Annotated in this window: 14 protein-coding genes; 2 read left to right on the forward strand and 12 right to left on the reverse strand. The window is 65.6% G+C overall.

The window, feature by feature from the left end; genetic code table 11:
* Nucleotides 1-44: 44 nt before the first annotated feature.
* The 9 genes from CK215_RS05585 to CK215_RS05620 all read right to left on the reverse strand — a co-directional run bounded on the left by CK215_RS05585 (nt 45) and on the right by CK215_RS05620 (nt 7,255).
* On the reverse strand, nt 45-509 hold the full coding sequence (locus tag CK215_RS05585; RefSeq protein WP_095830349.1) for a cytochrome c-type biogenesis protein: 465 nt from the start codon (nt 507-509) through the stop codon (nt 45-47).
* Complete coding sequence (locus tag CK215_RS05590; RefSeq protein WP_095830350.1) at nt 506-2,497, reverse strand: heme lyase CcmF/NrfE family subunit; 1,992 nt, start codon at nt 2,495-2,497, stop codon at nt 506-508. The genes CK215_RS05585 and CK215_RS05590 overlap by 4 nt, the downstream gene beginning before the upstream one ends.
* Nucleotides 2,497-2,940 carry a cytochrome c maturation protein CcmE gene (ccmE, locus tag CK215_RS05595; protein WP_066997599.1) on the reverse strand — a complete coding sequence of 148 codons (444 nt, stop codon included), beginning with the start codon at nt 2,938-2,940 and terminating at the stop codon, nt 2,497-2,499. Before ccmE ends, CK215_RS05590 begins: the two co-directional genes overlap by 1 nt.
* A gap of 3 nt (nt 2,941-2,943) precedes the next feature.
* Nucleotides 2,944-4,080, reverse strand: coding sequence for a c-type cytochrome biogenesis protein CcmI (ccmI, locus tag CK215_RS05600; RefSeq protein WP_095830351.1), 1,137 nt, complete (start codon nt 4,078-4,080; stop codon nt 2,944-2,946).
* Between the two features lie 116 nt (nt 4,081-4,196).
* Complete coding sequence (locus CK215_RS05605) at nt 4,197-4,634, reverse strand: hypothetical protein (protein ID WP_095781554.1); 438 nt, start codon at nt 4,632-4,634, stop codon at nt 4,197-4,199.
* The gene (locus CK215_RS31250) at nt 4,631-4,798 is read right to left on the reverse strand and encodes a hypothetical protein (protein ID WP_170950231.1); all 168 of its coding nucleotides are present in this window, start codon (nt 4,796-4,798) and stop codon (nt 4,631-4,633) included. Before CK215_RS31250 ends, CK215_RS05605 begins: the two co-directional genes overlap by 4 nt.
* Nucleotides 4,798-6,186: an ATP-binding protein gene (locus CK215_RS05610; RefSeq protein WP_095830352.1), complete on the reverse strand. Its 1,389-nt coding sequence runs from the start codon at nt 6,184-6,186 to the stop codon at nt 4,798-4,800. The genes CK215_RS31250 and CK215_RS05610 overlap by 1 nt, the downstream gene beginning before the upstream one ends.
* A 22-nt stretch (nt 6,187-6,208) precedes the next feature.
* Nucleotides 6,209-6,874 carry a response regulator transcription factor gene (locus tag CK215_RS05615; protein ID WP_067320964.1) on the reverse strand — a complete coding sequence of 222 codons (666 nt, stop codon included), beginning with the start codon at nt 6,872-6,874 and terminating at the stop codon, nt 6,209-6,211.
* An 81-nt stretch (nt 6,875-6,955) separates the two neighbouring features.
* The gene (locus CK215_RS05620; RefSeq protein WP_095777890.1) at nt 6,956-7,255 is read right to left on the reverse strand and encodes a hypothetical protein; all 300 of its coding nucleotides are present in this window, start codon (nt 7,253-7,255) and stop codon (nt 6,956-6,958) included.
* Between the two features lie 231 nt (nt 7,256-7,486).
* On the opposite strand from CK215_RS05620, the gene CK215_RS05630 reads away from it, so the two are divergent.
* Nucleotides 7,487-7,873, forward strand: coding sequence for an ester cyclase (locus CK215_RS05630; RefSeq protein ID WP_095781557.1), 387 nt, complete (start codon nt 7,487-7,489; stop codon nt 7,871-7,873).
* 117 nt (nt 7,874-7,990) lie between these two features.
* Here the strand turns inward: CK215_RS05630 and CK215_RS05635 are convergent, their stop codons facing one another.
* A complete protein-coding gene (locus CK215_RS05635) occupies nt 7,991-8,395 on the reverse strand; it encodes a DUF3168 domain-containing protein (RefSeq protein ID WP_095830353.1) in 405 nt (134 codons plus the stop codon).
* Nucleotides 8,396-8,655: 260 nt separating this feature from the next.
* Between CK215_RS05635 and CK215_RS05640 the strand changes: the two genes are divergently transcribed.
* Entirely contained in the window at nt 8,656-9,474 is an 819-nt protein-coding gene (locus CK215_RS05640; RefSeq protein ID WP_095830354.1) for an NAD(P)H-binding protein, read from the forward strand.
* Nucleotides 9,475-9,476: 2 nt separating this feature from the next.
* Here CK215_RS05640 and CK215_RS05645 read toward each other — a convergent pair whose 3' ends face one another.
* The gene (locus CK215_RS05645) at nt 9,477-11,030 is read right to left on the reverse strand and encodes a trimethylamine methyltransferase family protein (RefSeq protein WP_095830355.1); all 1,554 of its coding nucleotides are present in this window, start codon (nt 11,028-11,030) and stop codon (nt 9,477-9,479) included.
* Between the two features lie 12 nt (nt 11,031-11,042).
* Nucleotides 11,043-13,454: an FAD-dependent oxidoreductase gene (locus tag CK215_RS05650; RefSeq protein WP_095830356.1), complete on the reverse strand. Its 2,412-nt coding sequence runs from the start codon at nt 13,452-13,454 to the stop codon at nt 11,043-11,045.
* Between the last annotated feature and the right edge of the window lie 96 nt (nt 13,455-13,550).

The raw sequence follows: 13,550 nt of genomic DNA on the forward strand, positions 1-13,550 counted from the left end.
ACGGCGCCATTTCCGATATATGAAAATTTTGTAATGTTGGCGCTTTAATCGCGCAGCAGCTTGTCCAGCGCCGCCTGTTCCTCGGCGCTGAGCGTGCTGCCCGGCGCGCGGCGGCGCGAACGGGTGCTGAGCACGATGAAGATGCCGCCGGCCAGAAGCAAAAGCGCCGGGGTGCCCCACAAAAGCGCGTTGCGCAGGCTGAAGCGCGGCTTCAAGAGCACGAACTCGCCGTAGCGTGAGACGATGTAATCCATCACCTGCTGGTCGGTATCGCCGGCGACGAGGCGCTGGCGCACGAGGATGCGCAGGTCGCGGGCCAGATCGGCGTCGGATTCGTCGATCGACTGGTTCTGGCAAACCATGCAGCGCAGGCCTTCGGAAAGCGCGCGTGCGCGAGCCTCCAGCGCCGGATCGGGCAGCACCTCATCGGGCTTCACCGCCTGTGCCGTGCCGGCGAAGACCAACGCCAGCAGGAGGATCAGCGGGGCGAGCGAAAACTTCGCTTTCATGTCGGGCTCGCGGGTAAGGCAGCGGCAGCCGGCTTGCGGCGCCTCGCGGGGGCGCCAACGCGCAGGCGGCGGTCGAGCAGCGACATGGCGGCGCCCGCCATCATCACCAGTCCGCCGCCCCAGATCAGCGTCACCAACGGCTTCCACCACAGGCGCACGACGACCGAGCCGTCCTTGCCCTCATCGCCGAGCGACAGATAGAGCTGGTTCAAACCCAGCGTCCTGATGCCGGACTCGGTCGTTACCGTCTGCCGCACCGGATAGAAGCGTTTAGCCGAGGTGATCTCGCCATCGGCGTTGCCATCGGCGCCAATCAGCAGGAAGCGGCCGCGCTCCTCAGTGAAGTTTGGGCCTTTCTGAGGAAACAGTCCTTCGAAGCGCAGCGTGTGGCCGGAAAGTTCCACCGTCTCGCCCGCGCGCATGGTGAGAATCTTCTCGGTGCCGAACGAAAGCGTGCCGACGATGCCGAGCAAGGTGAGCCCGAGGCCGAGATGGGCAAGCGCGGTGCCGAAGACCGAGCGCGGCAGGCCGGCAAAGCGTCTCAGCATGACGGCCGGCGCCACCGAGCCTATGCCCGACTTGACGGCAAGGTCGGTCAGCGCGCCGGCAACAAGCCAGACGGCGAGGCCGACGCCAAGCGCAGCGAAGACCGAGGCGCCATCGACGAACAGGCCGGTGACCAGCATCGCGGCGATCGCCAGCCCGAAGGCCGCCATCAGGCGCTGCGAGGCGGCAAGGACGTCGCCGCGCTTCCAGGCAAGCAGCGGACCGAACGGCACTATGGCGAGCAGCGGCAGCATCAGCGGGCCGAAGGTCAGGTCGAAGAAGGGCGCGCCGACCGAGATCTTGCCGCCGGTGATGGCCTCAAGCGCCAGCGGGTAGAGCGTGCCGACGAGCACCGTCGCGGTCGCCGTGGTCAGGAACAGATTGTTGAGCACGAGCGCGCCTTCGCGCGAGATCGGCTGGAACAAGCCACCTGCGGTCAGGGTGGAAGCGCGCAGCGCAAACAGCGCCAGCGAGCCGCCGATGAACAGCGTCAGGATGCAGAGGATAAAGACGCCACGCGCCGGATCGGTGGCGAAGGCATGCACGGAAGTCAGCACGCCAGAGCGGACAAGAAAGGTGCCGAGCAGCGACAGCGAGAAGGTGAGGATGGCCAGCAGCAGCGTCCAGATCTTCAGCGCCGAGCGCTTTTCCATTACGATTGCCGAATGGAGGAGCGCCGTGCCGGCCAGCCAGGGCATGAAGGAGGCGTTCTCGACCGGGTCCCAGAACCAGAAGCCGCCCCAGCCAAGCTCGTAATAGGCCCAGTAGGAGCCCATGGCGATGCCGCCGGTCAAAAACATCAAGGCGACCAGCGTCCAGGGCCGCACCCAGCGCGCCCAAGAGGCGTCGATGCGGCCTTCGATCAGGGCTGCGACCGAGAAGGAGAAGCAGATCGAGAAACCGACATAGCCGAGATAGAGCAGCGGCGGATGGATGGCGAGACCGAGGTCCTGCAGGATCGGGTTGAGATCGCGGCCCTCGATCGGCGCCGGGTTCAGCCGGATGAAGGGATTGGACGTCGCCAGGATAAACAGGAAGAAGGCGGCGCCGATCATGCCCTGCACGGCCAGAACATTGGCTTTGAGCGTCGCCGGCAAGTTGGAACCGAAGACAGCGACGAGCGCGCCGAAGAAGGTCAGGATCAGCACCCAGAGCAGCATCGAGCCTTCGTGGTTTCCCCAGGTGCCGGTGATCTTGTAGATCATCGGCTGCAGCGAATGGGAGTTTTCCCAAACGCACGCCACCGAGAAATCGGAGCCGGCATAGGCGGTGGCAAGAGCGGTGAAGGACAGCGCGGTGAGCGCAAAGCCGGTGACCGCGACCGGGCCGCCGACCGCCATCAGCCGCTGGTTGCCGGCGCGGGCGCCGACCAATGGCACCAGCATCTGCACCAGCGACAGCGCGAAGGCGAGGACGAGCGCGAAATGTCCGGTCTCAACCATTATTGGCTCTTGCTCTCCTGCCAGACGCCCTTGGCTTTCAAGCCGTCGGCGACCTCCTTGGGCATATAGCGCTCGTCGTGCTTGGCTAAAACGCTATCGGCGACGAAGACGCCGTCCGGGCCGAAAGCGCCCTCGGTGATGACGCCCTGCTCCTCGCGGAAGAGGTCGGGCAAGATGCCGGTATAGGTGACCTTGACCGATTTCTGCTCATCGGTGACCGAGAAGGCGACGGTCGCGCCCTGACCGCGAACGATGGTGCCTTTTTCGACGAGCCCGCCAAGACGAATGCGCTGTCCGGGCTGGACGGTTGCGGCGGCGAGGTCGGCGGGCATGTAGAAATACGAAGCCTTCTGGCCGAGCGCGTAGAAGGTAAGACCGGCAGCAGCGCCGAGGAAGGCCAGCCCTGCGAGGATCACCGACAATCGCTTCTGCTTGCGCGTCATGGCCTACTCCGTCGCCGTCACGCCGAGGGAGGCGGCAAAGGCGGTGAATTTCTTGGCCTGCTCGCTGTCGGCGCCGAAGACGGCAACCGCGCGACCGAGCGCGTCGCGCGCCCGGTCGGCCTTGCCGAGCACAACATAGGAACGAATGAGCCGCATCCACCCTTCCTCGTCGCGCGGATTTTGTTTCAGCCGGTCGTCGAGGCTGGCGACCATGGTCTCGATCATTGCCTGCCGGTCCTGCGGCGCCATCTGCTGCGCCGCCTCGACCTGCCCGGCATCCGGGCCGGTCGCCGGCTTGCCTGCCGCCGCCGGCGGCTCGGCCGTTTCGGCGAGCGCCTGCTGGACGGCGCTGCGCCAGGGCGAATCGGGCGCAAGCTGACCGAGCATCTTTTGCCAGGCGGCGGCGGCTTCCGCCTTCCTGCCTTCCTGGGCCAGGCCCATCGCCAGATAGAAATTGGCCTTGGCGTTGGCGGGATCGAGCTTCAAGGCCGCGTCGAAGGCGCCCTGAGCCTCGGCCGTGACGATCCCGCCGGCAGCGTTGGCGATCGCCTCGCCAAGGCCGGCCTGGCGCACGGCGCTGTCGCCGTCGAGGCGGATGGCGTTGCGATAGGCGGTCACCGCGTCGGCGTAGCGCTGCAGGCGCAGATAAACCGGCGCAAGCACGTCCCAGCCCTTGCCGTCCGAAGGGTTGGCGGCGAGATGCGCCTCGGCGCGGGCAACCAGCTCGTCGACCGAGGACTCGGCAGGGTTCTTGGCCAGCCGTTCGGCCAGCGGCTGGGAGGGCAGATCAGGCGAGCCGAGTGAGCCGTAGAGCCCCCAACTGACCAGCGGCACCGCCAGCACGGCGGCGGTGGCGACCAGCCTTGCGGCGCGCGAAGGGCGCGGCGCTCGCGCGCTTGGCTGGCTGTCCGAGCCGAGACGCAGAATGCGGCGGCCGATCTCGGCGCGCGCTTCCTCCGCCTCACCCGGCTGGATGAGACCGCGCGCCATGTCGCGGTCGAGTTCCGAAAGCTGGTCGCGATAGACTTCGAGATCGTGATCGCCGGCGGTCGATGCGGCTTTCGTGCCGCCGGCCAGCGGCAAAAGCACCGCCAGGCTGGCGCCCAGCGTAAGGATTGCAGCTATGACCCAGAACAGCATGGCTATTCCAATAAAGGCAGAGCCCTGCCCTGCCAACACGGACGCCCTGCGACGCTTTGGCGGCAGACGCGCCGGCCGTCCTTGATCAATGTCAAATTGCGCCGATCGTTGCTAATTCAGGTCAGCGGCGTCCAGCTGCCGTCGGCATTGCGGCAGGCGGTGCCGCGCGCCGTGACGCCCGAACCGCTCGTGTAAACGGTGTGGGTGTATTGGCGGCAGTCCTGCGAGCCGACCCGGTAGGGCTGGGCGGCAACGACCTCGCCATAATGGGTCGAGCTGTCGCCCTTCCACGTCACCTTCTGGCCGCTGGCGTTGTATTCCAGCGCCTTGTACTCGGCCTCGAGGCCTTTGCGCTTTTCGGCCTCGCTCAGACCCGAACCGATCGATCCGCCGATGAGCCCGCCATTCATGGCCGCGACGATGCCGACTCCCACCTTACCGGCGGCCGGCGGCGTGGCGACGGGCGTGACCGGAGAGGTCGGGCCGGTCCTGCCCAGCGTGGTGCAGCCCGACACGGCCATCAGGGCGGAAACGAGCGCAACGCGAATCTTCATGCCAGCAACCGGTTCTCTTGAGCGGGATGGGCTTCTTGGGCGAAAAGCACTTCTGGAGCGAGATGGATCGGGAACCGCGCCAGCGGGAAGGATAGCGAGCCCATAGTATTGATATTTGTCGGAAATTTGGCCGCAAGCGGCCGCACGGAAACCGATAAAGACATTATTGAAGGCTCCGCAATCTTACCACCGCCCTCAAGCCGCCCATGCTGGACCGTTCCAGCGCCAGGGCGCCTCCATACTCGTTGACGAGGTCGGCGACAATGGCCAATCCAAGCCCCGTTCCCGGCTTCGTCTCGTCGAGTCTCTTGCCGCGTTTCAACACTTCCCGCGCGCTGTCCTCGGGAATGCCGGGGCCGTCGTCCTCTATGACGATTTCAAACAGGTTGGGGCTTCCGGCAACGGTGGCGACCGAGACGGCAACGGCGCTTTTCGCCCATTTCATGGCATTGTCGAGGAGATTGCCGAGCAATTCTTCAAGATCCTCGCGCTCGCCGGCAAAGACGATCCCGGCGGCCGGCGGCGACAGCGAAAGCTGTGTCTGCGGGTTGAGCTTGCGCAGCACGCGCACCATGCGCTCGACCAGCGGCGCCACCGGCGTGCGGAAGACGACGCTGTCGCGCTGGGCGGCGACGCGGGCGCGCTGCAGATAGTGGTCGACCTGCTTTTGCATCGAGGCAGCCTGCTCGGCGATGAGCTCGCCCTTGGCGCCGCCGAGCGCGCGGCCCTCGTTGATCAGCACGGCAAGCGGCGTCTTCAGGGAATGGGCGAGGTTGCCGACCTGGGTGCGCGAGCGCTCGACGATGCGCCTGTTGTTCTCGATCAGCGCATTGGTCTCGCTGGCCAGAGGCTCGATCTCGGCCGGGAAGCGCCCGTCGAGCCGCTGCGCCGTGCCCTCGCGCACCATGGCCAGCGCGTTGCGCACGCGGCGCAAAGGCTGCAAGCCGAAAAGGATGGCGATGGCGTTGATGGCGATCATGCCGACGCCGAACAGTGACAGATAGGTGAGCAGCCGGCGCTGGAAGCTCGCGATCTCCTGCTCGAGCTCGCTGTGATTGCCCATGACGCGGAAGCGCGCGGCGCGGTTCTTGGCATCGAGCACGAACTCGCTCTCGAAAACCTCCAACTCCTCGCCCTTGATGCCCTCGGTCGAATAGCTGCGCTGGAAGTTCGCGTTGAACGGCACCTCGGCGACGCTCGGCGACAGGATCGAGGAGGTCATCGAGGAGGAATGGAGTTCGCCGTGAACGTCTTCGGAGGCCGGCTCGACCGACCAGTACCAGCCGGAATTCGGCTCCGAGAAGCGCAGATCGCCAAGGTCGGGCGAGCCGATGAGCGCGCCAGTGTCGGAAATGCCGACGGAGCCGATCAGGTTGAACAGATGCGCCGAAAGCAGACTGTCGAAGCCGCGCTCGCTGGCCTGGCGGTAGAGCGTGGTTATGAGCGTGAAGATGACGACGAGCGTCAGGATCGCCCAAATCGTGGAAAAGGCGATGACGCGGAAGGTCAGCGAGCGCGGCCAGAGCCGCAGCTTTGAAAGCCACGTTCTCATCGTCGGCTTCAGCGGTTCCGCGTCACGCCTCCGGCTCTCGCATGCGATAGCCCATGCCTCGCACGGTTTCGATCATATCGATGCCCATCTTCTTGCGAAGCCGTCCGACGAACACCTCGATGGTGTTGGAGTCGCGGTCGAAGTCCTGGTCGTAGAGATGTTCGACCAATTCGGTGCGCGATACCACCTCGCCCATATGATGCATCAGATAGGCAAGCAGCCGAAACTCGTGGGAAGTGAGCTTCAGCGGCACGCCGTTGACGTCGGCCTTGGAGGCCTTGGTGTCGAGCCTCAGCGGCCCGCAGGTGAGCTCGGACGAGGCATGGCCGGCGGCGCGGCGGATCAGCGCCCTCACTCTGGCCAACACCTCCTCGATGTGAAAAGGCTTGGTGACGTAGTCGTCGGCGCCCGCATCGATGCCGGCAACCTTGTCGCTCCAGCGGTCGCGCGCGGTCAGGATCAGCACAGGCATCTTGCGACCGCCGCGGCGCCAGCGCTCGACGACGCTGATGCCGTCCATCTGCGGCAGGCCGATGTCGAGGACGACAGCGTCGTAAGGCTCGGTGTCGCCGAGGAAATGCCCCTCTTCGCCGTCATAGGCGCGGTCGACCACATAGCCGGCATCGACCAGCGCATCCGTAAGCTGCCGGTTGAGATCCTTGTCATCCTCGACGACGAGCACGCGCATGGTTCGTAGCCTGTTGAAGGGTGGAGGTATAGGCCGATTCCGCCGGCCAGGAAACTTAAGCCTGTTAAAGGGAATTGGGCGTCAGTCCAGCGGCACCACGATCTCGGTACGGCGCGGCCGCTGGCCCTCCTTGCCCGGGACCAGTACCACGATCACGCAGACCTGCTGTCCGCCGCGCGTGGCCTGCGAGGCCTTGGCGAGCGTGCCGCCGTTCTGCGCGGCGATCTGTTGGCCGATTGCATAGCAGTCGCTGGCAGCAAGCACGAGCGGCTGATCGACCGATGGCTCGACGAGCGGCATCGCCGTCGCCTGCGACGCAAAAATCCCGGCTGCGGCAAGCGCCAGCGTCGCGGCGCGAGTAAGGGAGCGGAACGTTTTCATGATCACGGTACTAACGCATTTGTGCTGAACATGAAATGAACGGTGAACGGCCGAAAATCCATGCCCGCCATACCCCCTACCCGCGAGACGAACAAATGCGAGTCCAACTGCCTGGGCTCATCAGGACCAGCATGGATTGATAGCCGGAAAATCACGGGCGCGGCTACGGTTTTCGCGGCTAGCATATGCTCTAATTTGCGCCGTAAAGCAGTTGAGGACGGGGAGAATGCCATGAGCCATGACGACCTTGCCAGTCTCTACAAGGGCTACATTGCCTGCCTCAACGAACAGGATTGGGACAATCTCGGCCAGTTTGTCGGCGAGGAGGTGCAGTATAATGGCGAGACGGTGGGGCTTTCGGGCTATCGCCGCATGCTGGAAGGCGATTTTCAGGCCATTCCCGATCTGCGTTTCAACATCGAGCTTCTGGTTTCAGAGCCACCACGCGTGGCGGCCCGTCTGCATTTCGACTGCAGGCCCAAGGGCATGCTGTTCGGCCTGGCGGTGAACGGCAGGCGAGTCACCTTCGCGGAGAACGTCTTTTATGAAATCCAGGACGGGCGAATACGCGAGGTCTGGTCTGTCATCGACAAGGCCGCCATCCAGGGCCAGCTCTAGAGAAGTCCAGCGTTTCAAGGAAACGCGGAATTGCTCTAACTCTTTGTTTTTTTCGTACTTCCGGACGGAAAACCGCTACGCACCTTTCCTGGAATTGCTGAAGAAAAAGCTGGTCTCTCAGGCACCTTCTTGCGTCAGCGCGCGGAAGCGCAGCAGCCCGTGGTGCACCGCGAGATCGTCGTCATAGCGCGCCTCGGCGAATTCCAGCGACAGCCGCGTCTGGCCACGCGGGCCGATCGAGAGGGCCGCGCCGTCGAGGCGCGCCTTGATGCTGTCCATGATGAGCCGCGTCTCGGCCTCGCCCTGCGCCTTCGACCAGATGTGGAGCGTGATGAGTTGGTCGTCGTTGTCGTCGGCGCCGGTGTCCAGGTCGAAGGCGCTGGTGCGACCGTAGGTGACGTGCGGAAATGCGGCCTTGGCGTCGGCGCGCTCGAGCAGGCCGGCGCCGCCCAAGAGCGCCGACAGCGACGCGGTCTTCAGTCGCAGGAACAAGGCCTGCATCAAATCGCCAGGCGCCGTCATATGTGCTTCCTCTCGCCTGCCTTGTCCTCATCGCAGCGTAGCCGCCTTGCACCCGTTTCGCCAGATCGTCAGGCGGCGGCTTGAGGCAATGCCATCAAGCCTGATCACCGTTGCCTGATCCCTGATCACCACAGTTACGAAACGGATGACGGCGCACAGGCGCCTCATCACCGATCTCGCGGCGATAGACAAGCAAAACCGGGCGGCTGCCGAGAGTTTCGGGGGCGAGCCGCACCATCCGCGGTTCCGGTTCGGCGGGCATGCAGGGCATCACGCGTGTCACGATGTGGGGCGACACGGTTTTTGAGGAAGGCGCCGCGCAGGGTCTGGTGGAGCAATGCGACTACGTCTACACAAGGCTGCTGCCCGGCTGGGGCGCCGGTCGCTTTCGCCGCAGGGCGCAAGCCTGGCTGACGAGCGGGGCAGACTGGCCAGGGAGGCCGGAGATGAAACTTCTGATCTTTGGCGCCTCGGGCGCGACCGGCCGCGCTCTCGTCTCGGGGGCGCTGGCGGAAGACCATCTGGTCACCGCCTTCGTCCGCACGCCGCGCAAGCTCGCCATCAGCCACGACCGTCTGAGCGTGACCGTCGGAGACGTCGCCGACTGCAAGGCGGTGGAGGGCGCGATTGCGGGTCACGACGCGGTGTTGAGCTGCCTCGGTGTCGGCGTGCCATTGAAGCACGACGCGGCGGTGATTGCCGGTATCGGCTTCATCGTCGAGGCGATGCAACGGAGCGGGCCAACCCGGCTCATTTATCAGTCCTTCCTCGGCGTCCGCGACAGCCGGCGGCAATTGGGGCCGCTGCTCGGCGGCATCGTCGTGCCGCTCGTGCTGCGCCATGAAGCGGCGGATCACGAAGCGAAGGAAAGGCTCATCACGCAGTCCGGCCTCGACTGGACGATCGTGCGACCGCCAAAGCTCGGCAACGGTCCAGCCACCGGCCGGTTCCGCCACGGCCACGGCATCCGGGCCAGATCCTTGTTGCCGACGCTGGCGCGCGCCGACGTGGCGGCCTTCATGCTCGATCAAGTCAGCGACAAGACCTATTCGCGTACAGCGGTTGCCCTACTGCCTTGACCTCACGACACCGGTGCCGCGCCGCCCTCTTCGGTGCGACGTGCGATGAACTCGTCGAGCACGCCGGCGGTGGCGGCAGCGGATGCGGGCGGCTGGAAATCGGAAAGAATCCGCTTCCAGATGCCGGTGGCGCGCTCCGTCGCGGTCTTGCCGCCGGATTGCGTCCAGTTGCCGAAATTCGACCAGTCGGCCACCAGCGGTTCATAAAAGGCGGTACGGTAGCGGGCCATGGTGTGGGCGGCCGAGAAGAAATGGCCGCCGGGCTGCACCTCGGCAATAGCGTCGAAACCGATGGCGTCGGCATCACCCGGTGTCGTGGCGCAAAGCTCGGCGACGGTCTGCAGCGCCTCGATGTCAGTGATCAGCTTTTCGAAGGAGACGCTCAAGCCGCCTTCCAGCCAGCCTGCGGCATGGATGCAGACCGTGGCGCCGGCAAGCACCGAGGCCCATAGCGCGAACTGCGTCTCATGCGCTGCCTGCGCGTCGGAGACATTGGCGGCGCTGCCGCCGCCGGAGCGCCAAGGCAAGCCGGTGAAGCGCGCGAGCTGGCCGGCGCCCAAGGTCGCCTTGATGTGCTCCGGCGTGCCGAAGGCCGGCGCGCCCGACTTCATGTCGACATTGGAGGAAAACGAGCCATAGACCACCGGAGCGCCGGGGCGCACGATCTGGGCGAGCGTCAGCCCCGCCAGCGCCTCCGCATGCTGCAGGGTCAGCGCGCCGGCGACCGTGATCGGCGCCATGGCGCCCGCCAGGCAGAAGGGCGTGATGATCGACACCTGGCCGAACCTGGCGAAGTCGATGATGCCTTGCGCCATCGGGATATCGAGCTGGCGCGGCGAATTGGTGTTGATGACGGTGTAGCAGTAGGCGCCGTTACGAAATTCCTCCTGCGAGAGGCCGCGCGCCAGCCGGACCATCTCGAAGCTGTCCTCGACCTGCGGTGTGCCGCGGGCGAAGACGAAGGGGAACTTGTCGGACAAGGTGAGCTGCGCGCGGCCGGTGGCAAAATGGCGAAAGCGCGTGTCGACGTCCTGCGGCTCGATGCAGGGGCCGAGCATATGCAGCACGTCGAAATGCTGCAGGAGCTTCATGAATTCCTCGAAGGCGGCGAGCGTGCCGGGCCGCCTTCCGCGCTCGAGATCAGTGACGTTGGGCGCGCCGGAGCCGGCGAGGAATGTCATGGACCCAAGCTCGAGGATAAGGTCACGGGAGCGGGCGCCGCCATAGGCGGGGATTGAGCGCGGCGCGGACGCCAAGCCTGCCTCGACCATGTCGCGGCCGATCCGCACCATCTGGCTGTCCTCGTCGACTAGGGCGCCGGCCTTGGCAAGAATGGCGCGCGCCTCCGGCAGCAGCACCTTGATGCCGAGTTCTTCCAGCACGCGCAGCGCCGTGTCGTGGATCGCGGCGGCCTGATCGTCGGAAAAGACCGGCTGCGGCAGGAACGGATTCTTCAGCGAACGATAGTTCGGGCGGCGGCTGGACTCGCTGCCGGCCTCGCCGGTACGTCCGCGCCGGCGTTCGCGCCTCAGATCGCGTGCGGCCTCATCAATCATGCCCAATCCTCCCTATTGCCGCATTGCCTCGCCCTTGGGGTCATAGGGCGAGGCCGCGATGACGCGCGCCGGCCGTTCGACGCCGACAATGTGTACGGAAAGTTGCGTCCCCTCCCCGGCGAAATCGTCATCGAGCAACGCCAGGGCGACGCTCTTGCCAACCGTGTAGCCATACCCGCCGGAAGTGACGAAGCCGACGCGGCGTCCCTTGCGCCAGACAGGCTCGAAACCGCTGGCGTCGGCATCGGCGGCATCGACTTCCAGGGTCACGATCCGCCGGGCGACGCCCGCCTTGCGCTCCTTGAGAGCTGCTTCGCGGCCGACGAAATCGCCCTTTTCGAAGGCGACGAACCGATCGATCCCGGTCTGGCCGGGCGTGTAGCCTTGGGTAAATTCGCGCGACCAGATGCCGAAACTCTTCTCCAGCCGCAGCACATTGAGCGCGTAGTAGCCGATCTCGGCCAGACCAAGATCTTCGCCGGCGGCGAGCAGCGTCTCGCGCAGCGTCCCATGCAGGGTGGCCGGGCAATTGATTTCGAAGCCGAGCTCACCGGCGATCGACAGCCGGGCGACCCGGGCGCGAACCATACCGATGTCGAACTCGGCGCAGGCCATGAACGGCAGGGTTTTGGCGGAGACGTCCTGGTGCGTGGTGCGTTCGACGACCTTCCTTGCATTCGGCCCGGTCACCAGGAAGCCGGACATCGCGTCCGAGATGTCGCTAACCGAGACGCCGTCCGCCATGTGCCTCTCGAACCAGCGCATGTGGAATTCGCGCAGGTAATAGGAGCCCATGATCCAGTAGTCGCCGCCGCCCCAGTTGAGCACGGTAAGGTCGCCCTTCAGCCTGCCGTCATGGCCGAGCATCGGGGCAAGCTTCGCGCGCCCAGGCTTCGGCAGTTTGCAGGCAAGCAGCCGGTCGAGCCAGGCCTCGGCGCCGGGACCGGACACGGCGTAGCGCGAGAAGGCCGTGGTGTCGACGAGGCCGGCGGCGCGGCGCACCTGCAGCACCTCATCGCCGACGATGTCGAAGGCGTTGGAGCGCTTCAGCGTCGTCTCCTCGCGAAAACCCATCGGCGCGAAATAGGCCGGGACTTCCAGCCCCCATGAGGCCGTCCACTCGGCGCCGGCCGCGCTCATGCCGTCATGGGCGCCGGGCCGCTTCAGCGGCCGGCCCGCCGGCAGCCGCTCGTTGGGGAAGGTCATGACGAAGCGCCGGGCGTAGAACTGGCGCGTGGTTTGCCTGAGATACTCGCGGTTGGCGGCGAAGGCGCCGTAGCGGGCGATGTCCATGCCGAAGATGTCGGCCTGCGGCTCGCCGTAGATCATCCATTCGGCCAGCGACTTGCCGACGCCGCCACCCTGGCTGAAGCCGGCCATGACGCCGCAGGCGACCCAGTAGTTCATCAAGCCCCGCACCGGGCCAACCAGCGGATTGCCGTCGGGGGTGAAGGTGAAGGCGCCATTGACCCATTTGCGGATGCCCGCCTTGGCCAGGCAGGGGAATCGCTGATAGGCCTTCGAAAGCTCCGGGCTGATGCGGTCGATGTCCTCGGGAATCAGCTCGATGCCGTAGTCCCAGGGCGCACCGTCCATGTTCCAATGTTTTGGGTTCTGCTCGTAGACACCGAGCAGCACGCCTTTGCGCTCCTGCCGAAGATAGGAGAAGCCGTCGAGATCGACGGCAAGGCCGAGCTCCTTGTCGAGGGCAGCGACCTCCGGAATGTCCTCGGTGACGAAATAATGGTGCTCCATCGGCGTCACCGGCAGGCCGACGCCTGCCATGAGGCCGACCTGCTTGGCCCATAGGCCGCCGGCGTTGACGACATGCTCGGCGACAATCGCGCCCTTCTCCGTAACCACATCCCAGCCGCCGTCGGCGCGCTGGCTGAGCTCGATCACGCGGTTGCGCAGGATCACATCGGCGCCGCGCTTCTTTGCGGCGCCCGCATAGGCGTGCGTCGTGCCGTAAGGGTCGAGATGGCCTTCGTTGGAATCGTAAAGGCCACCCAGCACATCGCTGACGTCGACGATCGGGCAGATCTCCTTGATCTCCTCGGGCGTCACCAGGCGGGCCGTCTCGATGCCGACCGACTGGAACACCGCCCAGGCCGATTTCAGCCATTCCCAGCGCTGCGGATCGCTTGCCATGTTGACGCCACCGGTCATGTGCAACCCGGCATCCTGGCCGGACTCGGCCTCGATCTCGCGGTAGAGCTTGATCGTGTAGTCCTGCAGCGCCGCGACATTGGGGTCTGCGTTCAGCGCATGGAAGCCGGCCGCCGCGTGCCAGGTCGAGCCGGCCGTCAGCTCGGCGCGCTCGATGAGCGCCACGTCGCTCCAGCCGAAGCGCGTCAGGTGATAGAGCACCGAGGCGCCGACCACGCCTCCCCCGATGACGACTGCCCGGTAATGCGATTTCACGAGCCTCTCCCTCTCGTTGGAGAGCCTTACGATACACATCCTGTACACAAGTGTCTAGACACAAGTGTACAGGTCGCTTGCGCGCCGCTTCCCGCC

It is taken from the genome of Mesorhizobium sp. WSM3864, from assembly GCF_002294955.1.
In the GTDB taxonomy this organism is placed as follows: domain Bacteria; phylum Pseudomonadota; class Alphaproteobacteria; order Rhizobiales; family Rhizobiaceae; genus Mesorhizobium.

What these genes read in the sequence shown, in the direction of transcription:
- CK215_RS05630 (WP_095781557.1), top strand. Translation starts at nt 7,487, where the DNA reads ATGAGCCATGACGACCTTGCCAGTCTCTACAAGGGCTACATTGCCTGC.
- CK215_RS05645 (WP_095830355.1), bottom strand. Translation starts at nt 11,030, where the DNA reads ATGATTGATGAGGCCGCACGCGATCTGAGGCGCGAACGCCGGCGCGGA.
- ccmE (WP_066997599.1), bottom strand. Translation starts at nt 2,940, where the DNA reads ATGACGCGCAAGCAGAAGCGATTGTCGGTGATCCTCGCAGGGCTGGCC.
- CK215_RS31250 (WP_170950231.1), bottom strand. Translation starts at nt 4,798, where the DNA reads ATGTCTTTATCGGTTTCCGTGCGGCCGCTTGCGGCCAAATTTCCGACA.
- CK215_RS05605 (WP_095781554.1), bottom strand. Translation starts at nt 4,634, where the DNA reads ATGAAGATTCGCGTTGCGCTCGTTTCCGCCCTGATGGCCGTGTCGGGC.
- CK215_RS05620 (WP_095777890.1), bottom strand. Translation starts at nt 7,255, where the DNA reads ATGAAAACGTTCCGCTCCCTTACTCGCGCCGCGACGCTGGCGCTTGCC.
- CK215_RS05585 (WP_095830349.1), bottom strand. Translation starts at nt 509, where the DNA reads ATGAAAGCGAAGTTTTCGCTCGCCCCGCTGATCCTCCTGCTGGCGTTG.
- CK215_RS05590 (WP_095830350.1), bottom strand. Translation starts at nt 2,497, where the DNA reads ATGGTTGAGACCGGACATTTCGCGCTCGTCCTCGCCTTCGCGCTGTCG.
- CK215_RS05615 (WP_067320964.1), bottom strand. Translation starts at nt 6,874, where the DNA reads ATGCGCGTGCTCGTCGTCGAGGATGACAAGGATCTCAACCGGCAGCTT.
- CK215_RS05610 (WP_095830352.1), bottom strand. Translation starts at nt 6,186, where the DNA reads ATGAGAACGTGGCTTTCAAAGCTGCGGCTCTGGCCGCGCTCGCTGACC.
- ccmI (WP_095830351.1), bottom strand. Translation starts at nt 4,080, where the DNA reads ATGCTGTTCTGGGTCATAGCTGCAATCCTTACGCTGGGCGCCAGCCTG.
- CK215_RS05640 (WP_095830354.1), top strand. Translation starts at nt 8,656, where the DNA reads ATGCAGGGCATCACGCGTGTCACGATGTGGGGCGACACGGTTTTTGAG.
- CK215_RS05635 (WP_095830353.1), bottom strand. Translation starts at nt 8,395, where the DNA reads ATGACGGCGCCTGGCGATTTGATGCAGGCCTTGTTCCTGCGACTGAAG.